18 protein-coding genes are annotated in these 18,317 nt (G+C 47.2%); 15 read left to right on the plus strand and 3 right to left on the minus strand.

Translation table 11 applies throughout. The annotated features are described in order from the left end of the window. Nucleotides 1-68 precede the first annotated feature (68 nt). Nucleotides 69-746, minus strand: coding sequence for a DNA mismatch repair endonuclease MutH (gene mutH, locus J3U76_RS06770; RefSeq protein ID WP_208005165.1), 678 nt, complete (start codon nt 744-746; stop codon nt 69-71). 673 nt (nt 747-1,419) lie between these two features. Here mutH and rppH point away from each other — a divergent pair. From rppH to J3U76_RS06800, 6 genes are all read left to right on the plus strand, one after another. Further along, a complete protein-coding gene (rppH, locus tag J3U76_RS06775) occupies nt 1,420-1,932 on the plus strand; it encodes an RNA pyrophosphohydrolase (protein WP_208005166.1) in 513 nt (170 codons plus the stop codon). A gap of 184 nt (nt 1,933-2,116) precedes the next feature. Beyond that, a complete protein-coding gene (ptsP, locus tag J3U76_RS06780) occupies nt 2,117-4,393 on the plus strand; it encodes a phosphoenolpyruvate--protein phosphotransferase (RefSeq protein ID WP_208005167.1) in 2,277 nt (758 codons plus the stop codon). Between the two features lie 78 nt (nt 4,394-4,471). Further along, nucleotides 4,472-5,287, plus strand: coding sequence for a prolipoprotein diacylglyceryl transferase (gene lgt / locus J3U76_RS06785; RefSeq protein WP_208005168.1), 816 nt, complete (start codon nt 4,472-4,474; stop codon nt 5,285-5,287). Further along, on the plus strand, nt 5,284-6,078 hold the full coding sequence (thyA, locus tag J3U76_RS06790; RefSeq protein ID WP_208005169.1) for a thymidylate synthase: 795 nt from the start codon (nt 5,284-5,286) through the stop codon (nt 6,076-6,078). The genes lgt and thyA overlap by 4 nt, the downstream gene beginning before the upstream one ends. 106 nt (nt 6,079-6,184) lie before the next feature. After that, on the plus strand, nt 6,185-7,129 hold the full coding sequence (gene nhaR / locus J3U76_RS06795; RefSeq protein WP_208005170.1) for a transcriptional activator NhaR: 945 nt from the start codon (nt 6,185-6,187) through the stop codon (nt 7,127-7,129). A 19-nt stretch (nt 7,130-7,148) separates the two neighbouring features. After that, a complete protein-coding gene (locus tag J3U76_RS06800; RefSeq protein WP_424022300.1) occupies nt 7,149-7,451 on the plus strand; it encodes an ArsR/SmtB family transcription factor in 303 nt (100 codons plus the stop codon). A gap of 102 nt (nt 7,452-7,553) precedes the next feature. Here the strand turns inward: J3U76_RS06800 and rpsT are convergent, their stop codons facing one another. Then, complete coding sequence (gene rpsT, locus J3U76_RS06805) at nt 7,554-7,814, minus strand: 30S ribosomal protein S20 (protein WP_208005171.1); 261 nt, start codon at nt 7,812-7,814, stop codon at nt 7,554-7,556. Nucleotides 7,815-8,011: 197 nt separating this feature from the next. Here rpsT and murJ point away from each other — a divergent pair, with 197 nt between their 5' ends. The 6 genes from murJ (at nt 8,012) to ispH (ending at nt 15,316) form a co-directional block, all read left to right on the plus strand. Beyond that, a complete protein-coding gene (gene murJ / locus J3U76_RS06810; RefSeq protein WP_208005172.1) occupies nt 8,012-9,571 on the plus strand; it encodes a murein biosynthesis integral membrane protein MurJ in 1,560 nt (519 codons plus the stop codon). 66 nt (nt 9,572-9,637) lie between these two features. Then, nucleotides 9,638-10,585, plus strand: a complete 948-nt coding sequence (gene ribF / locus J3U76_RS06815) for a bifunctional riboflavin kinase/FAD synthetase (RefSeq protein WP_208005173.1) — start codon at nt 9,638-9,640, stop codon at nt 10,583-10,585. Nucleotides 10,586-10,590: 5 nt separating this feature from the next. Further along, nucleotides 10,591-13,410 carry an isoleucine--tRNA ligase gene (gene ileS, locus J3U76_RS06820; protein ID WP_208005174.1) on the plus strand — a complete coding sequence of 940 codons (2,820 nt, stop codon included), beginning with the start codon at nt 10,591-10,593 and terminating at the stop codon, nt 13,408-13,410. Beyond that, a complete protein-coding gene (lspA, locus tag J3U76_RS06825) occupies nt 13,410-13,901 on the plus strand; it encodes a signal peptidase II (RefSeq protein WP_208005175.1) in 492 nt (163 codons plus the stop codon). Before ileS ends, lspA begins: the two co-directional genes overlap by 1 nt. Next, on the plus strand, nt 13,894-14,361 hold the full coding sequence (gene fkpB, locus J3U76_RS06830) for an FKBP-type peptidyl-prolyl cis-trans isomerase (protein WP_208005176.1): 468 nt from the start codon (nt 13,894-13,896) through the stop codon (nt 14,359-14,361). The genes lspA and fkpB overlap by 8 nt, the downstream gene beginning before the upstream one ends. Nucleotides 14,362-14,371: 10 nt before the next feature. After that, nucleotides 14,372-15,316, plus strand: a complete 945-nt coding sequence (ispH, locus tag J3U76_RS06835) for a 4-hydroxy-3-methylbut-2-enyl diphosphate reductase (RefSeq protein WP_208005177.1) — start codon at nt 14,372-14,374, stop codon at nt 15,314-15,316. Nucleotides 15,317-15,513: 197 nt separating this feature from the next. Here ispH and J3U76_RS06840 read toward each other — a convergent pair whose 3' ends face one another. Next, complete coding sequence (locus J3U76_RS06840) at nt 15,514-15,909, minus strand: type IV pilin protein (protein WP_208005178.1); 396 nt, start codon at nt 15,907-15,909, stop codon at nt 15,514-15,516. Nucleotides 15,910-15,995: 86 nt separating this feature from the next. Here J3U76_RS06840 and J3U76_RS06845 point away from each other — a divergent pair, with 86 nt between their 5' ends. From J3U76_RS06845 to J3U76_RS06855, 3 genes are read left to right on the plus strand one after another with little or no spacing between them, the layout of a single operon-like run. Continuing rightward, nucleotides 15,996-16,499, plus strand: a complete 504-nt coding sequence (locus J3U76_RS06845) for a GspH/FimT family pseudopilin (protein ID WP_208005179.1) — start codon at nt 15,996-15,998, stop codon at nt 16,497-16,499. After that, complete coding sequence (locus tag J3U76_RS06850) at nt 16,493-17,131, plus strand: PilW family protein (protein ID WP_208005180.1); 639 nt, start codon at nt 16,493-16,495, stop codon at nt 17,129-17,131. Before J3U76_RS06845 ends, J3U76_RS06850 begins: the two co-directional genes overlap by 7 nt. Nucleotides 17,132-17,133: 2 nt before the next feature. Then, nucleotides 17,134-18,258, plus strand: coding sequence for a hypothetical protein (locus tag J3U76_RS06855; protein WP_208005181.1), 1,125 nt, complete (start codon nt 17,134-17,136; stop codon nt 18,256-18,258). Nucleotides 18,259-18,317 lie beyond the last annotated feature (59 nt).

Consider the following 18,317-nt stretch of genomic DNA (forward strand, 5'->3'; position numbering starts at 1 on the left):
CTCGCAATGACCAAAGGGGGGCTCCGGCTTTGCGTAGGGTCGAATTCATTCGACCGCTTTTGCTTTATTTACAGCATAAAATGTTTGGCGAGCAGGGCGGCGGTGAAGGGGATCTTTAAATAAAAACCGCGAGGTAGCGTCATAATGGGCTGACCCTGTTCGCCTATGGCCTCAGTCAGTGCTTTACTGTTGGCAGCCTTAGGGCGCAGTTGCAGCACTTGGCCATGGCGAGCACTAATACTTTGCACTTGGCCTAAGCTTATCAACTCCATGATCTCTTCCCAGTCTTGGCGTAATAGTTGTTCTTGCTCTGCACTGGGGCGCCATAATAATGGCTGGCCTATTATACGATCCCCAGGCGGCGAAGCGCGATCGCCAATAATAGGGATCCAAAGTACGCAAGATAACTTATTTCGCACATTTGAGTCCTGCCAGCGTAAGCCACTAATGCCGATTAACGGCGCCACACTAACAAAGGTGGTCTCTAATGGCTTAGCTTGGTGATTGATAGGGATCGTTTTAAGCTCTACCCCTAACTCAGGAAAATCTTGCTCAGGCTTAGATCCAGCGCTCGCCCCTAAAGCTAATTCCAGTAATTGACCAATCCACCCTTTATCCCTTCGTAGATCGTTAGGTGTGGCAATCGATAGGCTATCGGCCAGCTCTCTCAATGACCAGCCAGCTAATTGTTCGGCGCGATCTAATAACAAGGCGACTGAGCTAGGAGGATCAATATGGCTGTTCAAAATATCACCAATGATAGATAGAAATATAAATATTGACTACTCGATCAATAAATAGTGTAAAGCATTGATTGTAATAGATTAATCGTTAAAGACTAATTTGCTTTTTTCATTACGACATCATATAGCGTTTTTATCTAACTATAAACAGTCTGTTACACAGGCTTATCCACAGGAATTCTGGATAACTGTTATCTGTTATAATTTTGCTATTTATTGTCACTGTTACTCAAGGTGAATGGTATTTTACGCGCTAATACAGAACATTTTTTGTTACTTTTTGTGGATAACTAGGTGTTGGTTGTTTTTTGAGCTGTGGGTTTTGCTCACAATATGATTATTTTTATATAAACTGTAAGAAGATCCAGCATGATCCTTTTTTGTTTGTCTAAGCTTTTGATTTTATAGTGATATTATTTTTGTGTTTTCATTTTTATACAGTGTATTCATGAGTCGATATAAGATAAGATCTCAAGCTATACAGCATTTACCACAAGCTTATCCACAACATTTGGGGAAGATGCTCCTGCACTCATGATTTTTTTGTTTATAACTATTGACAAAAATACAAGTTATTCAGTATTGCTGTGAATTTTTTTGTTTGTAGCATCATTTGCCGAGAATAGGGGAATATGGAACAATCCTGCTTATGTTATTTTTTTAGTCTGGTGATTGCGTGATAGATGGCGACGGTTTTCGTCCCAATGTAGGCATAGTGATCTGCAATCGCAAAGGTCAAGTGTTATGGGCTAGGCGCTATGGGCAACACTCTTGGCAGTTTCCTCAGGGGGGCGTAGATGAGGGTGAAACCCCAGAGCAGTCTATGTACCGAGAGCTGTATGAAGAGATAGGACTTAGGCCTGAGCACGTTACTTTGCTGGCCGTAACACGACATTGGCTTAAATATAAACTGCCTAAGCGGTTAGTGCGTTGGGACAGTAATCCTGTTTGCATTGGGCAAAAACAAAAATGGTTTTTGTTGAGGTTAGAGCCTGAACACGAATCCCATATTGAATTTGGCTGTCATGGGCTGCCGGAGTTTGATGATTGGCGCTGGGTCAGTTATTGGTATCCGGTGCGCCAAGTGGTGTCTTTTAAACGTGAAGTGTACCGACGGGTGCTTAAAGAATTTGCTCCCATTGTCATGGCCGAGCAGGGGCGCCGAGACGTGCGTAAACGACACCGGTAAAAAGTAATAGCCGCAAGCGATAAGCTTGAAGCAGTAAGTTAACAGCAAGAGAAAGCCGTACTTTTTGATGCAGCGTTAAATACAAGACTCAGTCATTGGCTGCAATGTGGTAAGACATATAGCGTAAGGCGTATAACTTAAAGCGTATAATTTCAGGCGCATATCTGTATTTAAGGAGGTGGCTGTGCTAAAGGAATTGCGAGCAATCGTTCAGCAGGTAACGGCCAGCTCCGATCTGAATAACGCCATGAAAGAATTAGTGCAGCAAACCCGCTTTGCCATGCAGGTGGATTGCTGCTCTATTTATTTGTATCAAGAACGCCAGCAAAACTATTTATTAACAGCCACCGACGGTTTAGCCCCGAGTGCCGAGGGGCGCGCTATTATGCCCTTGGGGCAGGGGATAGTTGGCTTGATTGGTGATAAAGAAGAGCTTATAAACTTAGCTGATGCCCGCTCGCACCCTCAATTTAAATACCTGCCTGAAACCGGTGAAGACGCCTTTATTTCATTTTTAGGCGCGCCCATTATTCACCAACGTAAAACCTTAGGTGTGCTGGTAGTACAGCAAAAACAAGCACGGTTATTTGAAGAGGGTGAAGAATCTTTTCTGGTTACGCTGGCGTCACAACTGGCCACTGTTATTGCCCATGCCGAAGCTAAGGGCAACTTACTCTCACCTAATTGGCACGGTGTATTGCGAGGGTTGGCAGGATCGCCTGGGGTGGCCATTGGGCGTGCTTGGGTATGGCGACCCAGAATTACATTGGATCAAGTGAAAGAGCGCCAAGGGAATGATATCGCCTTACAGCACGCTCGGTTAGACAAGGTACTAATACAAGTTGAAGATGAACTGAATGGCTTAGCGCTGCGCTTTCAAGAGTCGCAAGCCAGTGAGTCAGTCGCCGTGTTTGAGGTTTATCAGTATATCCTTAAAGATCCCATGTTTATTGGTTTGATCCGCGATGAAATATACGCAGGTTGGATTGCTGGCAGTGCCGTAAAGCGAGTATGTGAGCGACAAATTAAGAAATTTGGCAATATGTCAGATTTGTATTTGCGTGAGCGAGCGGCAGATATTCGTGATTTAGGACAGCGATTAATTACCCGCTTGATTCATGAAGACGAGGGAATGTTTACCCTTACCCTAGATGAGCCTATTATTTTGGTGGCTGATGAAATTAGTGCAACCTTAATTGCTGAAATTCCCCCTAATAAACTTAAAGGCATGGTCTCGGCCAAAGGATCCATTAACTCTCATGCCGCTATTTTGGCGCGATCTATGGGCATTCCCGCGGTGATGGGGATTGATCACACCTTTGAGTTGTTAGAGGATCGCACTCTGATCGTTGATGGTTTTCATGGGGATCTGTTAGTTGAGCCCATTCAGTCAGTGCTGCGTGAGTACCGGCGTTTGATCGCTCAAGAAGAGAAAATGGATGCGCTATTTGCCAGTGTCTTGCATCAAGACGCCATTACCCTAGACAAAGCGCCGGTCTCTTTACTGCTTAATGCCGGTTTAAGTGTTGAAACGGATGTGACGGCGAACGATGCGGTGGATGGCATTGGGTTATTTCGCACCGAAATTCCTTTTATGATGCGCGATCGCTTCCCCTCAGAACAAGAACAAGTCATTTGTTATCGTCGGGTAATGGCGGGGTTTGTGGGTAAACCCGTGTGTATGCGCACCTTAGATGTGGGCGGCGATAAACAATTACCCTATTTCCCTATTGTAGAAGAGAATCCTTTTCTGGGCTGGCGGGGCATACGCCTAACGTTGGATCATCCCGAGATATTTTTAGTTCAGCTTAAAGCCATGCTTCGTGCCAGCCAAGGCTTAGATAATCTATCTATTATGTTGCCCATGGTGACGAATTTAGATGAGGTGCGGGTAGCGCGGCGCATGCTTGATCGCGCGTGGCGAGAAGTATCCGCCGAAACGGCACAGCAAAAAGGCGATATTCGTTATCCCTGTTTAGGGGTGATGATAGAGGTGCCCTCGCTGCTTTATTTATTGCCCGAATTAGCGCCCTTAGTGGACTTTTGGTCGGTAGGAACCAACGATTTAACCCAATACTTACTGGCAGTAGATCGAAATAACGGTCGTGTTGCCAGTATTTATGATGCCTTTCATCCTGCGATACTGCGCGCCCTGCAACAAATTTTTGACGTAGCCGAGCGTTATGGTAAGCCTGTTTCTGTATGTGGTGAGCTAGCTGGCGACCCTATTGGTGTGTTAGTACTGATGGCCATGGGATACCGGCGCTTTAGTATGAATAACAGTAATATTTTGCGTATTAAATACATAGTACGCCAATCTCGTTGTGATGAACTGCAAAAACTATTACAAGATTTGCTGAGTCAGCAGCAAGTGGGGGCGATTCAAGAAGCATTCAGTCGTTATTTAGAAGAGCGTGGGCTAAGCGGCCTACTGCGCGGCCCTAAAACTCCCAGACGATAACACAGCCTCTCGGTACTTCTGGTATTTTGCACGCTGGGATCGCACAATAGCGCCTTTTGTTATTGGTGGAGTAAAGGCATGTCTGAGAGCCACTGGGTATTCCCAGGTTTTGATCCCGTTGCCATACAAATAGGGCCGCTTGCGGTGCATTGGTACGGACTAATGTATTTACTGGGATTTCTATTTGCCTGGCTAATGGCTAATCGTCGTGCGGCACAGCCGGATTCAAATTGGACTCGGGATCAAGTGTCTGATGTGCTGTTTTATGGCTTTTTAGGGGTGATCGTCGGTGGTCGCCTTGGCTATGTCTTTTTCTATCAGTTTGATGTCTTTTTAGATGATCCTCTCTACCTGATTAAGATCTGGACCGGCGGTATGTCGTTTCATGGCGGCTTAATGGGTGTGATCACCGCACTCTGGCTATATGCCCGCAAGCAAGGCAAAACCTTCTTTGCGGTGGCCGACTTTATTGCTCCCTTAATCCCTTTTGGCTTAGGTGCAGGCCGCATTGGTAACTTTATTAATGGCGAGCTATGGGGACGCGTGACTGAGGTGCCTTGGGGCATTATCTTTCCGGCTGCTGGCATGCTGCCTCGTCATCCCTCTCAGCTGTATCAGTTTGCCCTCGAAGGGGTGGTGTTACTCATTATACTGAATCTTGCTTGGCGTGCGCGTCCTCCAAGGGGGGTTGTGTCGGGCTTGTTCCTGAGTTGCTATGGGCTATTTCGCTTTTTGGTCGAGTTTGTACGAGAGCCAGACGTACAACTGGGCTTGTACTTAGATATGTTTAGCATGGGGCAGTTATTGTCGATGCCGATGATGCTGGCAGGTGCGTTTATGATTTGGGCGGCGTTTCGTCGTCCACAATGGTTTGGTAAAGGGGAAGTAGCATGAAGGCTTATCTAGAATTAATGCAACATATACTGGATAAAGGGGCGGTAAAAGAAGACAGAACCGGCACTGGCACCTTATCTGTATTTGGCCATCAAATGCGCTTTGATCTGGCACAGGGCTTTCCGCTGATCACCACTAAAAAGTGTCATTTAAAATCGATTATTCATGAGCTGCTGTGGTTTCTAAATGGCGATACTAATATTGGCTATCTAAAAGAACATGGCGTGCGAATTTGGGACGAATGGGCCGATGAAAATGGCGACTTAGGCCCTGTTTATGGCCACCAGTGGCGCAGTTGGCAAGGGGCTGATGGCAGCACTATTGATCAAATTAGCCAAGCATTAGCGACCATTAAAGCTAATCCTGATAGCCGTCGTATTATTGTCTCGGCTTGGAACGTGGGAGAGTTAGAGCAAATGGCATTAGCCCCTTGCCATGCCTTATTTCAGTTTTATGTGGTCAATGGTAAATTATCTTGTCAGCTTTATCAGCGCAGCTGTGATGTGTTTTTGGGTTTGCCTTTTAATATTGCAAGCTACGCCTTATTAACGCACATGCTGGCACAACAGGCCGGCTTAGAGGTGGGAGACTTTGTGTGGACGGGGGGCGATGTTCATCTTTATAGTAACCATCTAGAACAAGCCAGACTACAGTTAGCCCGTGAGCCTTATGCACTGCCCAAGTTGCGTTTGGCACGCAAACCCAGCTCCCTATTTGACTATACTTTTGATGATTTTGTTATAGAGGATTATCAAGCGCATCCTCATATTAAAGCGCCGGTGGCTATTTAACAGTGAGCTTGGCGCAGTGATACTCATAGCACGACAATAAGTCTCACCATAAGCAGGTTAGGCTTTTGTGTCTGCTGATTGCGCCATTGTGTTATGGAGATGACGTTTGTCACACCTAAATTACAATCATCTATATTATTTTTGGATGACGCAAAAAAAAGGCTCAGTGACGAAAGCTGCCGAGGCGCTATTTTTAACGCCGCAAACGGTCACTGGGCAAATTCGCCAGCTAGAGCAGCGTCTTGGCGGTAAGCTATTTAAGCGAAAAGGGCGGCAATTAGAGGCCAGTGAGCTGGGGCAATTGGTGTTTAAATACGCCGATCGTATGTTTAGCCTTTCTTATGAAATGCTTGATATAGTGCATTATCGTAAAGAAGATCACTTGATCTTTGATGTGGGTGTGGCCGATGCGCTCTCTAAGCGTTTAGCGAGCCGAGTGTTAATGTCGGTGATCCCCAATGATGATTCAATTCATCTGCGCTGCTACGAGTCGACTCACGAAATGCTGTTAGAGCAGTTGAGTGAGCATAAATTAGATATGATCTTATCTGACTGTCCCGTCGACTCGGCCCAGCATGCGGGGTTATTATCGAAGAAATTAGGGGAGTGTGATATTGGTTTTTATTGCCGAGAGCCACTGCCAACTAAGCCGTTTCCTGATTGCTTAGAAGAGCGTAGACTCTTAATTCCTGGACGGCGTACGGCCATGGGGCGACAATTACGCCATTGGTTAGAGGTACAGGGTTTAAAGCCGCAAATTTTAGGTGAGTTTGATGATGCGGCGTTAATGAAAGCTTTTGGTTTTTTTAACCAGGGTATTTTTGTGGCCCCTGCTATTTATCGTGATGCAATTTTACAGTATCAACCGGTTATTGAAATTGGGCGAGTAGAAGAGCTAAAAGAAGAGTATTACGTGATTTTTGCCGAGCGAATGATCCAGCACCCCGCAGTGAAGCGGCTTTGTGAGAGTGATTTTACGTCACTGTTTTCGGGGCTGGACGATTTTTCTGCCGGTGTCGCTCCCGTGAGTTTTGACGGTGAATTTAGTTAATTATTTGAAAATGGACACCATGATGGAATTGGACATGCAAGCGATGGAGGCGAGTGCCACCAATGCAGTGAAACTGCTCAAGGCGCTGGCCAATGAGCGCAGATTATTTATTTTATGCCATTTACTCGACAAAGAACTATCGGTAGGTGAAATGAACGAGCATTTGGGGTTAAGCCAATCAGCGCTATCTCAACATTTAGCATTACTGCGTAAAGATGGCTTTGTTCGTACACGAAAAGAAGCGCAAACCGTTTACTATTCACTAAAAAGCGATGAAGTGCGAGAAGTGATCGCATTGCTGCACAAACTTTACTGTAAATAACAGTAAAAATGTGAGGAGTGAGGAGTGAAGGGGACTACTTGAAAATAGGCAATAAAAAACCGGCGTTAAGCCGGTTTTTTTACGCTTATAAAAAACTCTAACTTACAGAGCTTTAATTTTAGCGTTAAGGCGGCTCTTATGACGAGCAGCTTTATTCTTATGGATCAGACCTTTAGTGGCCATACGATCCAGCAGAGGCTGTGCTTGGTTGAATGCAGCTTGTGCATTCTCTTTGTTGCCGGTAGCAATAGCTGCAATAACTTTTTTCATGTAAGTGCGAACCATTGAACGGCGGCTAGCATTATGCTTACGGCGTTTCTCTGATTGAAGCGCGCGCTTCTTAGCAGACTTGATATTAGCCAAGGTAAAACTCCTAGAACTGTCTTAGCGAGTGTTAATAAAAGGCTGAGGAATATGCCCTTTTCACTGCTAAATGTCAATTAATTTGTGCAAATAAACACCGCCCTGTGGTCAGATACAGGGCCGAGGGTTAAACTGTCGTGCGGATTCTACCAGCATTCCCCTGCATACAGCAATTTTCTTAATAAGAGGTTTTCATTTTGAGCAAAGCATTACTGCGATCGGGCCTAGTTGTGTCCGCTATGACCCTAATATCTCGGGTGCTCGGATTAGTGCGTGATGTCGTGATCGCCAACTTATTAGGAGCGGGTGCCTCGGCCGATGTGTTCTTCTTTGCGAATCGCATTCCCAACTTCTTACGCCGTTTATTTGCCGAAGGCGCTTTTAATCAAGCCTTCATCCCCGTAATGACAGAATACAAGCAAACCCGTAGCTTTAAGGATACCCAAGACTTATTAGCGGCTGTATCGGGCACCCTAGGTCTGATAGTGACGCTGGTAACCTTAGTGGGTGTAGTGGGCTCAGGTGCGGTAACGGCCTTATTCGGTATGGGGTGGTTTTTAGAGTGGGCGAACGATGGCCCCGAAGCCTATAAATTTGAGCTGGCCTCGTTATTACTTAAAATTACCTTTCCTTATTTGTGGTTTATTAGCTTTACCGCTATGGCGGGGGCCATTTTAAATACCTTTGGTAAATTTGCGGTCTCGTCCTTTACGCCGGTATTTCTCAACTTGGCGATCATTGCAGCCGCACTTTGGATTTCGCCACGCCTTGCTGAGCCCGAGCTTGGGTTAGCAATAGGGGTATTTTTGGGTGGTTTACTGCAATTTTTATTTCAGTTTCCATTTTTATGGCGTTTGCGCATGTTGGTGCGTCCTCGTTGGGCCTGGCATCATCCGGGGGTAGTTAAAATACGCACACTTATGATACCGGCCTTGTTTGGGGTCTCGGTAAGTCAGGTCAACTTACTGTTTGATACTGTACTGGCGTCTTTTTTGGCTACCGGCTCCATTAGTTATTTATATTACTCCGATCGCCTGTTGGAGTTTCCGCTCGGGCTGTTTGGCATTGCCATTGCTACCGTCATTTTACCGGCCTTGTCCAGTCGTCATGTTGATCAGTCTAAAGAGGGCTTTGCTGCCACCATGGATTGGGGAGTGCGCATGGTATTACTAATGGGCTTTCCGGCTATGGTGGGCTTAATTGTGCTCAGTGAACCCATGCTTAGGGTGTTGTTTATGCGCGGTGAATTTGGGGCAGAAGAAGTATTGGCTGCCAGTAAAAGTTTGATGGCCTATGGTGTGGGCTTACAAGCCTTTATGCTGATAAAGGTATTGGCACCCGGTTATTATGCGCGCCAAGATACCAAGACACCGGTACGCTTTGGTATTATCGCCATGGTGGCCAATATGGTGTTTAATGCCATGCTGATTTTCCCGCTAGGATACGTCGGTTTGGCCTTGGCTACGGCCATGTCGGGTATATTAAATGCAAGCTTGCTGGCATGGGGCTTAAGCCGTCGTGATGTTTACCAGCCGAGTCGTCAAACCTGGCTATTTGGCGCTAAAGTGTTCTTTGCCAGTGTGGGCATGGCGGCACTCTTGTGGTGGCTCTCCCCTTCGTTAACGGTGTGGGCCGAATGGGGCTTATTGAGCAGTAGCTTGCATTTATTTGGCTATATTGGTGCTGGTGCCCTGTGTTACGGTATTTTGTTAGTTATTAGTGGTGTGCGTATAAAGCACTTTAAAAGCATCGAGTAGGGCTGATCCTAACGGCCAGCTGGGTTATAATCCGCTCATTTACAGCTAAGGTCAGTCACGGAATCTATGGAGCTTATACGCGGCATTCACAATATTAAGCCATGGCATAGTGGCTGTGTGCTGACCATTGGTAATTTTGATGGCGTGCACTTAGGGCACCAATCGGTATTGCGCCGCCTTATTGAGCAAGCTCGCAGGCTGAATGTACCGGCTTGCGTGATGATCTTTGAGCCCCAGCCCAGAGAGTTGTTTACGGGCAATGACGCCCCACCGCGTTTAACTCGACTGCGTGAAAAATACCAGCAGTTGGCACGCCTTGGCATCGATCGTTTACTGTGTGTGCGCTTTAACGAAGCCTTTGCGGCACAAAGCCCTGATCATTTTATTCGCGATCTTTTGGTGGATAAACTTGGAGTGCGGTTTTTGGTGGTCGGCGATGATTTTCGCTTTGGCCAGCACAGAGGCGGCAATTTTGAGTTACTCACTCGTGCAGGGCAGCGCTTTGATTTTGAGGTGGTGAGCACCCAAAGTTGGTGCATGAACCGCCAACGAGTCAGCAGCACCTTGATCCGTGATGCCATGGTCAACGATGAGCTCACCAGAGCCGCTGCCATGCTCGGGCGCCCTTTTAGCTTATGTGGCCGAGTGGCTCACGGTGCCAAGCTGGGCCGCACCATAGGTTTTCCGACGGCAAACGTGGCGCTAAAACGTCAAGTCAGCCCTGTATCGGGCGTGTATGCTGTTGAGCTCTGCCTAGATGGGCAGCGCTACCCAGGGGTGGCTAATATCGGTAATAAACCTACCGTCAATGGCACCCAAGCTTTATTAGAAGTTCACTTGTTTGATTTTTCCGGTGATATATACGGCAAACAGGTGGAAGTTGAGCTTCGCCATAAACTGCGAAGCGAACAAAAATTCGCATCCTTTGAGCTGTTAAAGGAGCAAATTCAACGCGATGCCGCCACTGCCCGCCACTGGTTTGGGTTAGCGGTATCAGAACCGAACGGAATGTAGGACCCATGACCGATTATAAAAATACCCTGAATTTGCCTGAAACGGAGTTTCCGATGCGCGGTAATCTGGCCAAACGTGAGCCAGAAATGTTAGCCCGCTGGATGGAGCAAGACTTATACGGCGCTGTGCGTCAGGCTAAAGCCGGTAAAAAGCCGTTTATCTTGCACGATGGCCCTCCTTACGCCAATGGCAGCATTCATATTGGTCACTCGGTAAATAAGATCTTAAAAGACGTGATCGTCAAGTCTAAAGGCTTATTAGGATACGACTCTCCCTACATTCCCGGTTGGGACTGTCACGGCTTGCCGATTGAATTAAAAGTAGAAGCAAAAGTCGGCAAGCCTGGTGTTAAAGTCTCGGCGGCTGAGTTTCGCCAAGCCTGTCGTGCTTATGCGCAAACTCAAATTGAGGCGCAAAAAACCGATTTTGTTCGCCTAGGTGTGTTAGCTGATTGGGATAATCCTTATCTGACCATGGACTTTGGCACCGAAGCCAACATTATTCGTACCCTAGGTAAAATTATCGATAAAGGTCACTTGCACAAAGGCTCAAAGCCGGTGCATTGGTGTACCGATTGTGGGTCTGCCTTAGCCGAAGCGGAAGTTGAGCATGAAGACAAGCGCTCTCCTGCCATTGATGTGCGTTTTAAGGCGATGGATGCCACCGAGGTGGCAGCCAGCTTTGATTGTGCCGATGGCCATACCGGACACGGACCCATGTCTGTGGTTATTTGGACCACCACACCTTGGACCTTGCCGGCTAACCGCGCCGTGGCGCTACATGGCGAGCTTAGCTATGCGCTGGTGCAAGTGGAAGGTGAGCAGCCTGAGCGTTTAATTGTCGCGGCAGATCTTGTTACCGAGGTGATGGATCGCGCTGGCATTACTCAATACCACAACTTAGGCTACTGTGACGGTGCCAAACTTGAGCTAAAGCGTTTTCAGCATCCGTTTTACAGCTTCGACGTACCGGTTGTATTGGGTGAGCACGTGACCACAGATTCAGGCACGGGTGCTGTGCATACTGCCCCTGGCCACGGTCAAGAAGACTTTGTGGTGGGCCAACAATATGGCTTAGAAGTGGCCAACCCTGTGGGCGGCAATGGGGTATATTTACCCGATACCGAGTTATTTGCCGGTCAGCATGTGTTTAAAGCCAACGATGCCGTGGTTGAAACATTAAAAGAGCATGGCGCACTGTTACATCATCACGCCATTATGCACTCCTATCCGCATTGCTGGCGCCATAAAACGCCGATTATTTTCCGTGCAACGCCACAATGGTTTATTAGCATGGAACAAGGCGGCTTGCGTGATAAAGCATTAGCCGAAATTAAAAAGGTACAGTGGGTGCCAGAGTGGGGTGAAAATCGCATTCAGGCCATGGTTGAAAACCGCCCAGACTGGTGTATATCACGCCAGCGTACTTGGGGTGTGCCCATTGCCTTATTTGTACATAAAGAGACACAAGAGCTGCACCCTAGAGCCACTGAGTTAATGGAAGAAGTGGCCAAGCGCGTAGAGGTGGCGGGCATTCAAGCGTGGTGGGATCTGGACCCTGCAGAGCTTTTGGGTGATGAAGCGGCTCAGTACGATAAAGTATTGGATACCTTAGATGTGTGGTTTGACTCAGGCTCTACGTTTGCATCTGTAGTGGATGAACGTGGTGAGTTTAAAGGCCACAATGCTGATATGTACCTAGAAGGGTCAGATCAGCACCGAGGTTGGTTTATGTCATCGCTGATGATCTCTACCGCCATTAACGATCACGCCCCTTATCGCCAAGTTTTAACCCATGGTTTTACCGTAGACGGTAATGGGCGCAAAATGTCAAAGTCTGTGGGTAATGTGGTGAGTCCGCAGCAGGTGATGAACAAACTAGGCGCCGATATTTTGCGCTTATGGGTGGCCAGCACTGACTATACCGGCGAAATGACGGTATCAGATGAAATTTTAAAACGCAGTGCTGATGCCTATCGCCGTATTCGTAATACCGCGCGCTTCTTGCTGGCAAACCTCAATGGCTTTAATCCGGCAACCGATATGGTTGCCCCCGAGGAGATGATCACCATAGATCGTTGGGCTGTGGGCCGTGCACAAGCTATTCAGCAAGAAATTACTCAAGCGTATGATGAGTATAACTTCCATTTAGTGACGCAAAAGCTAATGCAGTTCTGCTCCATCGAGATGGGCTCTTTCTATCTGGATGTAATTAAAGACCGTCAATACACAGCCAAAGCCGACGGCCTAGCCAGACGCTCTTGCCAAACGGCCTTGTATCATATTGCCGAAGCCTTAGTACGCTGGATGGCGCCTATTATGAGCTTTACCGCGGATGAAATTTGGAACTCCTTACCCGGTGAGCGCGCACAGTTTGTATTTACTGAAGAGTTCTATGAGGGCTTATTTGGTCTGGCCGAAGGTGAACAACTCAATGATAGTTACTGGGCTGAGTTACTTAATGTACGCCAAGCGGTAAACAAGGCGTTAGAGCTGGCACGTAAAGACAAAGTCATTGGTGCGGGCCTTGAAGCGAGCATTACTTTGTTTGTGGAAGAATCATTAGCGACTAAGCTTGCCTTACTTGGCGATGAGTTGCGTTTTGTGTTACTGACTTCTAGCGTACAAATAGAGCCTTTGGCTAATGCCGGTGACGCCACCGATACCGAGCTTGATGGCTTGAAAATTCGCGTTGCGAAAAGTGAAGCCGAAAAATGCAGCCGTTGCTGGCACCATGTTGCTGATGTGAGTACTGAGCAAGCGGGTATTTGTGGCCGTTGTGTGACCAATATTTCAGGAGACGGTGAAGTCCGTCAGTTTGCTTAATGGCTAGCTTTAAAGAAACCGGTTTGCGCTGGTGGTGGTTAGCCATTGTGGCTATTGTGGTCGATCAGGTCAGTAAATGGCTAACGGTTGCTAACCTAGACTATGGTTATCCTGGGGTGGAGATCACCCCGTTTTTTAACTTAGTACATGTGTATAACCCAGGCGCTGCGTTTAGCTTTTTAGCGGATCAAGGGGGCTGGCAGCGTTGGTTTTTTGCCGGTTTAGCAACCGCCGTTACCCTGCTACTGAGTGTTTGGATGGCCAAGTTGCCTAAAGCCGCTCGTTGGTTACCCGCCGCCTATGCCTTGGTGATTGGTGGCGCCATCGGTAATGTGATTGACCGCTTAGTGCTAGGGCATGTGGTCGATTTTTTAGATTTTTATGTTAATAACTGGCATTGGCCGGCCTTTAATCTTGCCGATAGCTTTATTTTTATAGGTGCTGTCATGATTATTATCGACAGTTTTAAAAAGGATAACTCTCATGACTAAGCAAATAGGTGCACAAAGTGAAGTGGTCTTTCATTTTACCATTAAGCTTGAAGATGGCTCTGTTGCCGATAGCACACAGTTACAAGGCAAGCCGGCTAAGCTAATTATGGGCGATGGCAGTTTAACGCCAACCTTTGAAGCCTGTTTATTAGGCTTAAAAGAGGGCGATAGCCATAGCTTTGACTTAGGGCCCGATGACGCCTTTGGCCCAGTAAACCCTAATAACATCCATTATATGGACAGAAGTAAGTTTGCTGGTGATATGACCTTAGAAGAAGGGGCCATCGTTGCCTTTACCCAACCTAACGGTGCAGAAATTCCGGGCATAGTGCGCAATATTGCCGGTGACTCTGTAACGGTAGATTTTAATCACCCCTTGGCAGGACATGGCGTGACCTTTGAGGTGGAAATATTGACGGTTGACTCTGCTGCTAGTACACCAGAGTCGGTGACAAATTAAGGAGCCTGATGTGGATATTTTACTTGCCAACCCCCGTGGTTTTTGTGCCGGCGTTGATCGTGCTATCAGCATAGTGCAAAGTGCGTTAGAAAAATTTGAAGCGCCGATTTATGTCCGTCACGAAGTGGTGCATAACCGCTATGTGGTAAATAAACTCAAAAATGCTGGGGCGGTATTTGTAGAAGAACTCGATCAGGTGCCCGACGATAATATTGTTATCTTCTCGGCGCACGGTGTGTCTAAAGCAGTGCGTGAAGAAGCAAAAAACCGAGGGCTAAAAGTTTTTGATGCCACCTGCCCCTTAGTTACTAAGGTTCATATGGAAGTGCATCGCGCCAGCAAAAAAAATATCGAGACCATACTGATTGGCCACGCAGGCCACCCAGAGGTTGAAGGTACTATGGGCCAATATGAAAGTGCCACCGGTGGCATGTATTTGGTAGAAAACCCAGCCGATGTCGCGACTTTGCAGGTCAATAATCCCGATAACCTGACCTTTGTCACGCAAACTACACTGAGTGTTGATGAAACCTCCGATGTGATTGATGCTTTACGTGAGCGCTTTCCGGCTATTGTTGGCCCACGCAAAGACGACATTTGCTATGCCACACAAAACCGCCAAGACGCGGTGCGCGAGTTGGCAGCTAAAGTGGATGTGATGTTAGTGGTGGGCTCTAAAAACTCTTCTAATTCAAATCGCTTACGGGAGCTGGCAGAAAAAATCGGCACGCGTGCTTATTTAATCGATTGTGTCGAAATGATTGATGCTAGCTGGTTACAAGGTGTCGAACGGGTGGCGGTGACGGCCGGAGCCTCAGCCCCTGAAATACTCGTGCAAGAGGTGATTAACCATCTTAAGTCCCTCGGCGGCAAGACGGTTATTGAACACCCCGGGCGTGAAGAAAATATCGTATTTGAAGTACCTGCCGAGCTAAAAGTAAAGCAAGTGTCTTAAAAACAGATACCAGCTGTACGCTATACGCCGACCGCGGTACGAAAACATCAAAACCGCTGTTTTTGTTTAACGTAAGGCGCACAGCGTAAAACGTACAGCGCTGTTTTCGCCGCGCCCAGCTTAAAGAAAGATCCTAAACAGCGCCCTATATAGGCGCTGTTTTTTTATGCTCGGCGCTTGGTGCTGGGCGCTAATGATCACCAACACTCAACTGGGGTTTTGGTGTTGTTGCTGTCTAGGCTTAGGGTGTGACAGGCGGTGTTGCCGGCTTTATCTTGATATTGGGCTGAGGTTTGTTTAGCACTGGCAGTTAGCCTGTATTGATGGGCACTTGCGTTACTGACCGTAAATACATAATGTTGATGAGTCGGTAAAAAATGCGCACTTGCCTCCGTTTGACTGGCATAAGACGCATGAGTGACCCGCCACTTCTCCTGTTGTAGCTGCAGAGCATACAGCGTTTGCATGGCTGCCATGCGCTTACTCTTAACTAAATAATGAGACAAGCTGGGGTAGGCCACCAAGGCTAATATGGCCACAATGGCCATGGCGATTAATAACTCGATCAGAGAAAACCCCCGTATTCTTTTCATGGCTTTACCTTGTTGAATGTGCGGCTATAGACCAAGCTTAGCTGTAATCAAGGATTGTGCAGACCTTAAGTCTGTAAGGAGCCTGAATGGAGATTGGGCAGCGAGGACTGACGCTTATCGAGTTGAGCATCGGGATTGCCGTGGTGGCCATTCTTTTGTCGTTGGCTGTGCCTCGTTTTCAACGTTTAGCCCAAAAAAACAGTGTCCGCAGCGCCGGCATGGCGCTTTATAGCGATCTTCAGCTAGCCCGCAGTGAAGCCATTAAGCGCAACCAAGATATTACCGTCTGCTTTAGTGGTTCGGGCACGGCTACGTGGAGCTATCAGATTAAGGTGTTGGCTCAACCATCAGATTGCAGCTCCAATATGCTGCACCTTATTCGTGCTATGGATCATAATGATGCCTCCAGCTTAAACTTTAGCGCCTCTTATGCCCGTGACTACCTTATTTTTAAACCCAGAAGAAGCAGCTTAGTCGCCGGTAATATCACCCTCACTGAACAGGGGCAAAGCATTACCGTTAAAACTTGGAATAACGGCATTATTCGAACCTGCTCTAGTAGCAAATTGTCGGGGGTGCCCAAATGCTAATGCGTGCTGCTGGATTTTCGCTAGTGGAGTTATTAGTCGCCATGGTGGCTGGGTTACTGGTGTTGGCGGGAGCCTTGTCATTGTTTACTAGCGTGCTGGCCGCCGGTAGTACTAACTTGGTGTTATCGCGCCTTAATTTAGAGGTGCAAGCTGTGGCTGATGTGATTGCTCGAGATCTACAAAAAGCCGGCTATCACCCTAATGCCGTTACCGAAATGGCATTAAAGAGTCCCCAGAGCACGGATCCTGCCGAGCATTATATCTTTGCTGCGGCCGATGATATTTATAGCGCATCAAATCTGCATTGTATTCGAGTTAAATTTTGGGATGCGACGGCTCCTTTGGGAAAAGAGCCCAAGGTACATCTTTATGGCTATAGCCGTCGCTCACAAAAAGTCACTTTATATACCAAGCTGAGTGCCAATAGCTCGGATCCATTAAAAGATCACTGTGGCCGTGGCGCTCAACTCATCTCTAGTGCAGAAGTCCACGTAAAACAGCTATTGTTTACCCCCATCATGTATGCTGATGCAACCAGTATAAAAATGACCATTACCGCAGCTCATGCCCAACAGCCGCAGTTTCCCATAACAATAACGCGCTATGTTCACCTTAGAAATGGTGGGCGCTGACAATGATAAAAAATAAGGGATTTACGACCCTCACCATAACGGTGATATTGCTTTCTTTGTTAATGTCAGCCTCTGTATTTATTGGCAAAGTATTGGTGTCTGAAAAGCGCATCACCTTAAACGAGCTTGAATATCGGGTTGCGCAAGCAACAGCCGAACAAAGTTTGGCTGAGGCCCTTGCCTTATTTAAGGTGCAGCCCTCAACTCGTAGCGTGGCTGGCACCGTCTCCAATACTGTGGCTGAGGTGAGCTATACGGTAAGCATTACCCCTAACACTGCTTTGGCGGGTGTGTATCAGCTAGAGTCTGTGGCCAGCTTGCCTAACGGGGGTGAAAGTCGGGTAAGCCTAAGCGTGGCGCGCCGCTCTGTGCTTAAGCCCATTCAAAACCAAAAAGTTGCCTCTTTAATGTTAGCGGGTGCGAGTAACGATATTAATGGTGATATTCGCTTAGTCGCTGATCCTCATGGTGGCGGTAGCGGTATCCCCCTGTCACTTTGGTCGAGTGGTGGCATAAGCAGCAGTGGGCGCATACAAAGCTGTCACTTGAGTGACTTTGATGCACAAGCGAATCACTGTGTGCTTGAGTTAAGTTATATCAGCAACAGCAGCCAAGATATTAATGGGGATATGCTGTTAAGTGCTACTGATTTTCCGGCTGACTTACTGGATCATATTTTTGGTTATGGTCAAGCGCAGTGGTCCAGCCTAGCAGCCATGGCGGTCTCATCTGTTGCTGGCTGTGAAGACATTAACCGTAGTGGCTTTTTTATTGTGCAACATGGTGGCACTTGTTATCTCAACCAAGTGACCAGTACGCCTTTATCTCCAGTGATCTTGTTCGTTAAAGATACGGCGGTCATCGCACCCATAAACACAGAATTTTATGGCTTATTGGTGCTTTATGACAGCCAGCCTAATGATAGTAATGTGATGGCAGCACAGTTTGGCTCAGGCAGTCAGGTGTGGGGGAGTGTAGTGAGTCGTCTTGGCAATAATCAGCTAGCAGGGGATTTGTCCATTATTTATCACGCGGGGATACAGTGTTTGCTGAGTAATTGTAATCAAGAGCCAAACAGCCCCTTTGTGAATCTATATACCATACCCGGCAGCTGGAGTGACCATTAATGACAGCGCCCAGCTTCAGGGCAGTGCTGAGTGTTGAGGGATTAGTATTTAGTGAAACT

The organism is Oceanisphaera pacifica (genome assembly GCF_017498065.1).
Lineage (GTDB): Bacteria > Pseudomonadota > Gammaproteobacteria > Enterobacterales > Aeromonadaceae > Oceanimonas > Oceanimonas pacifica.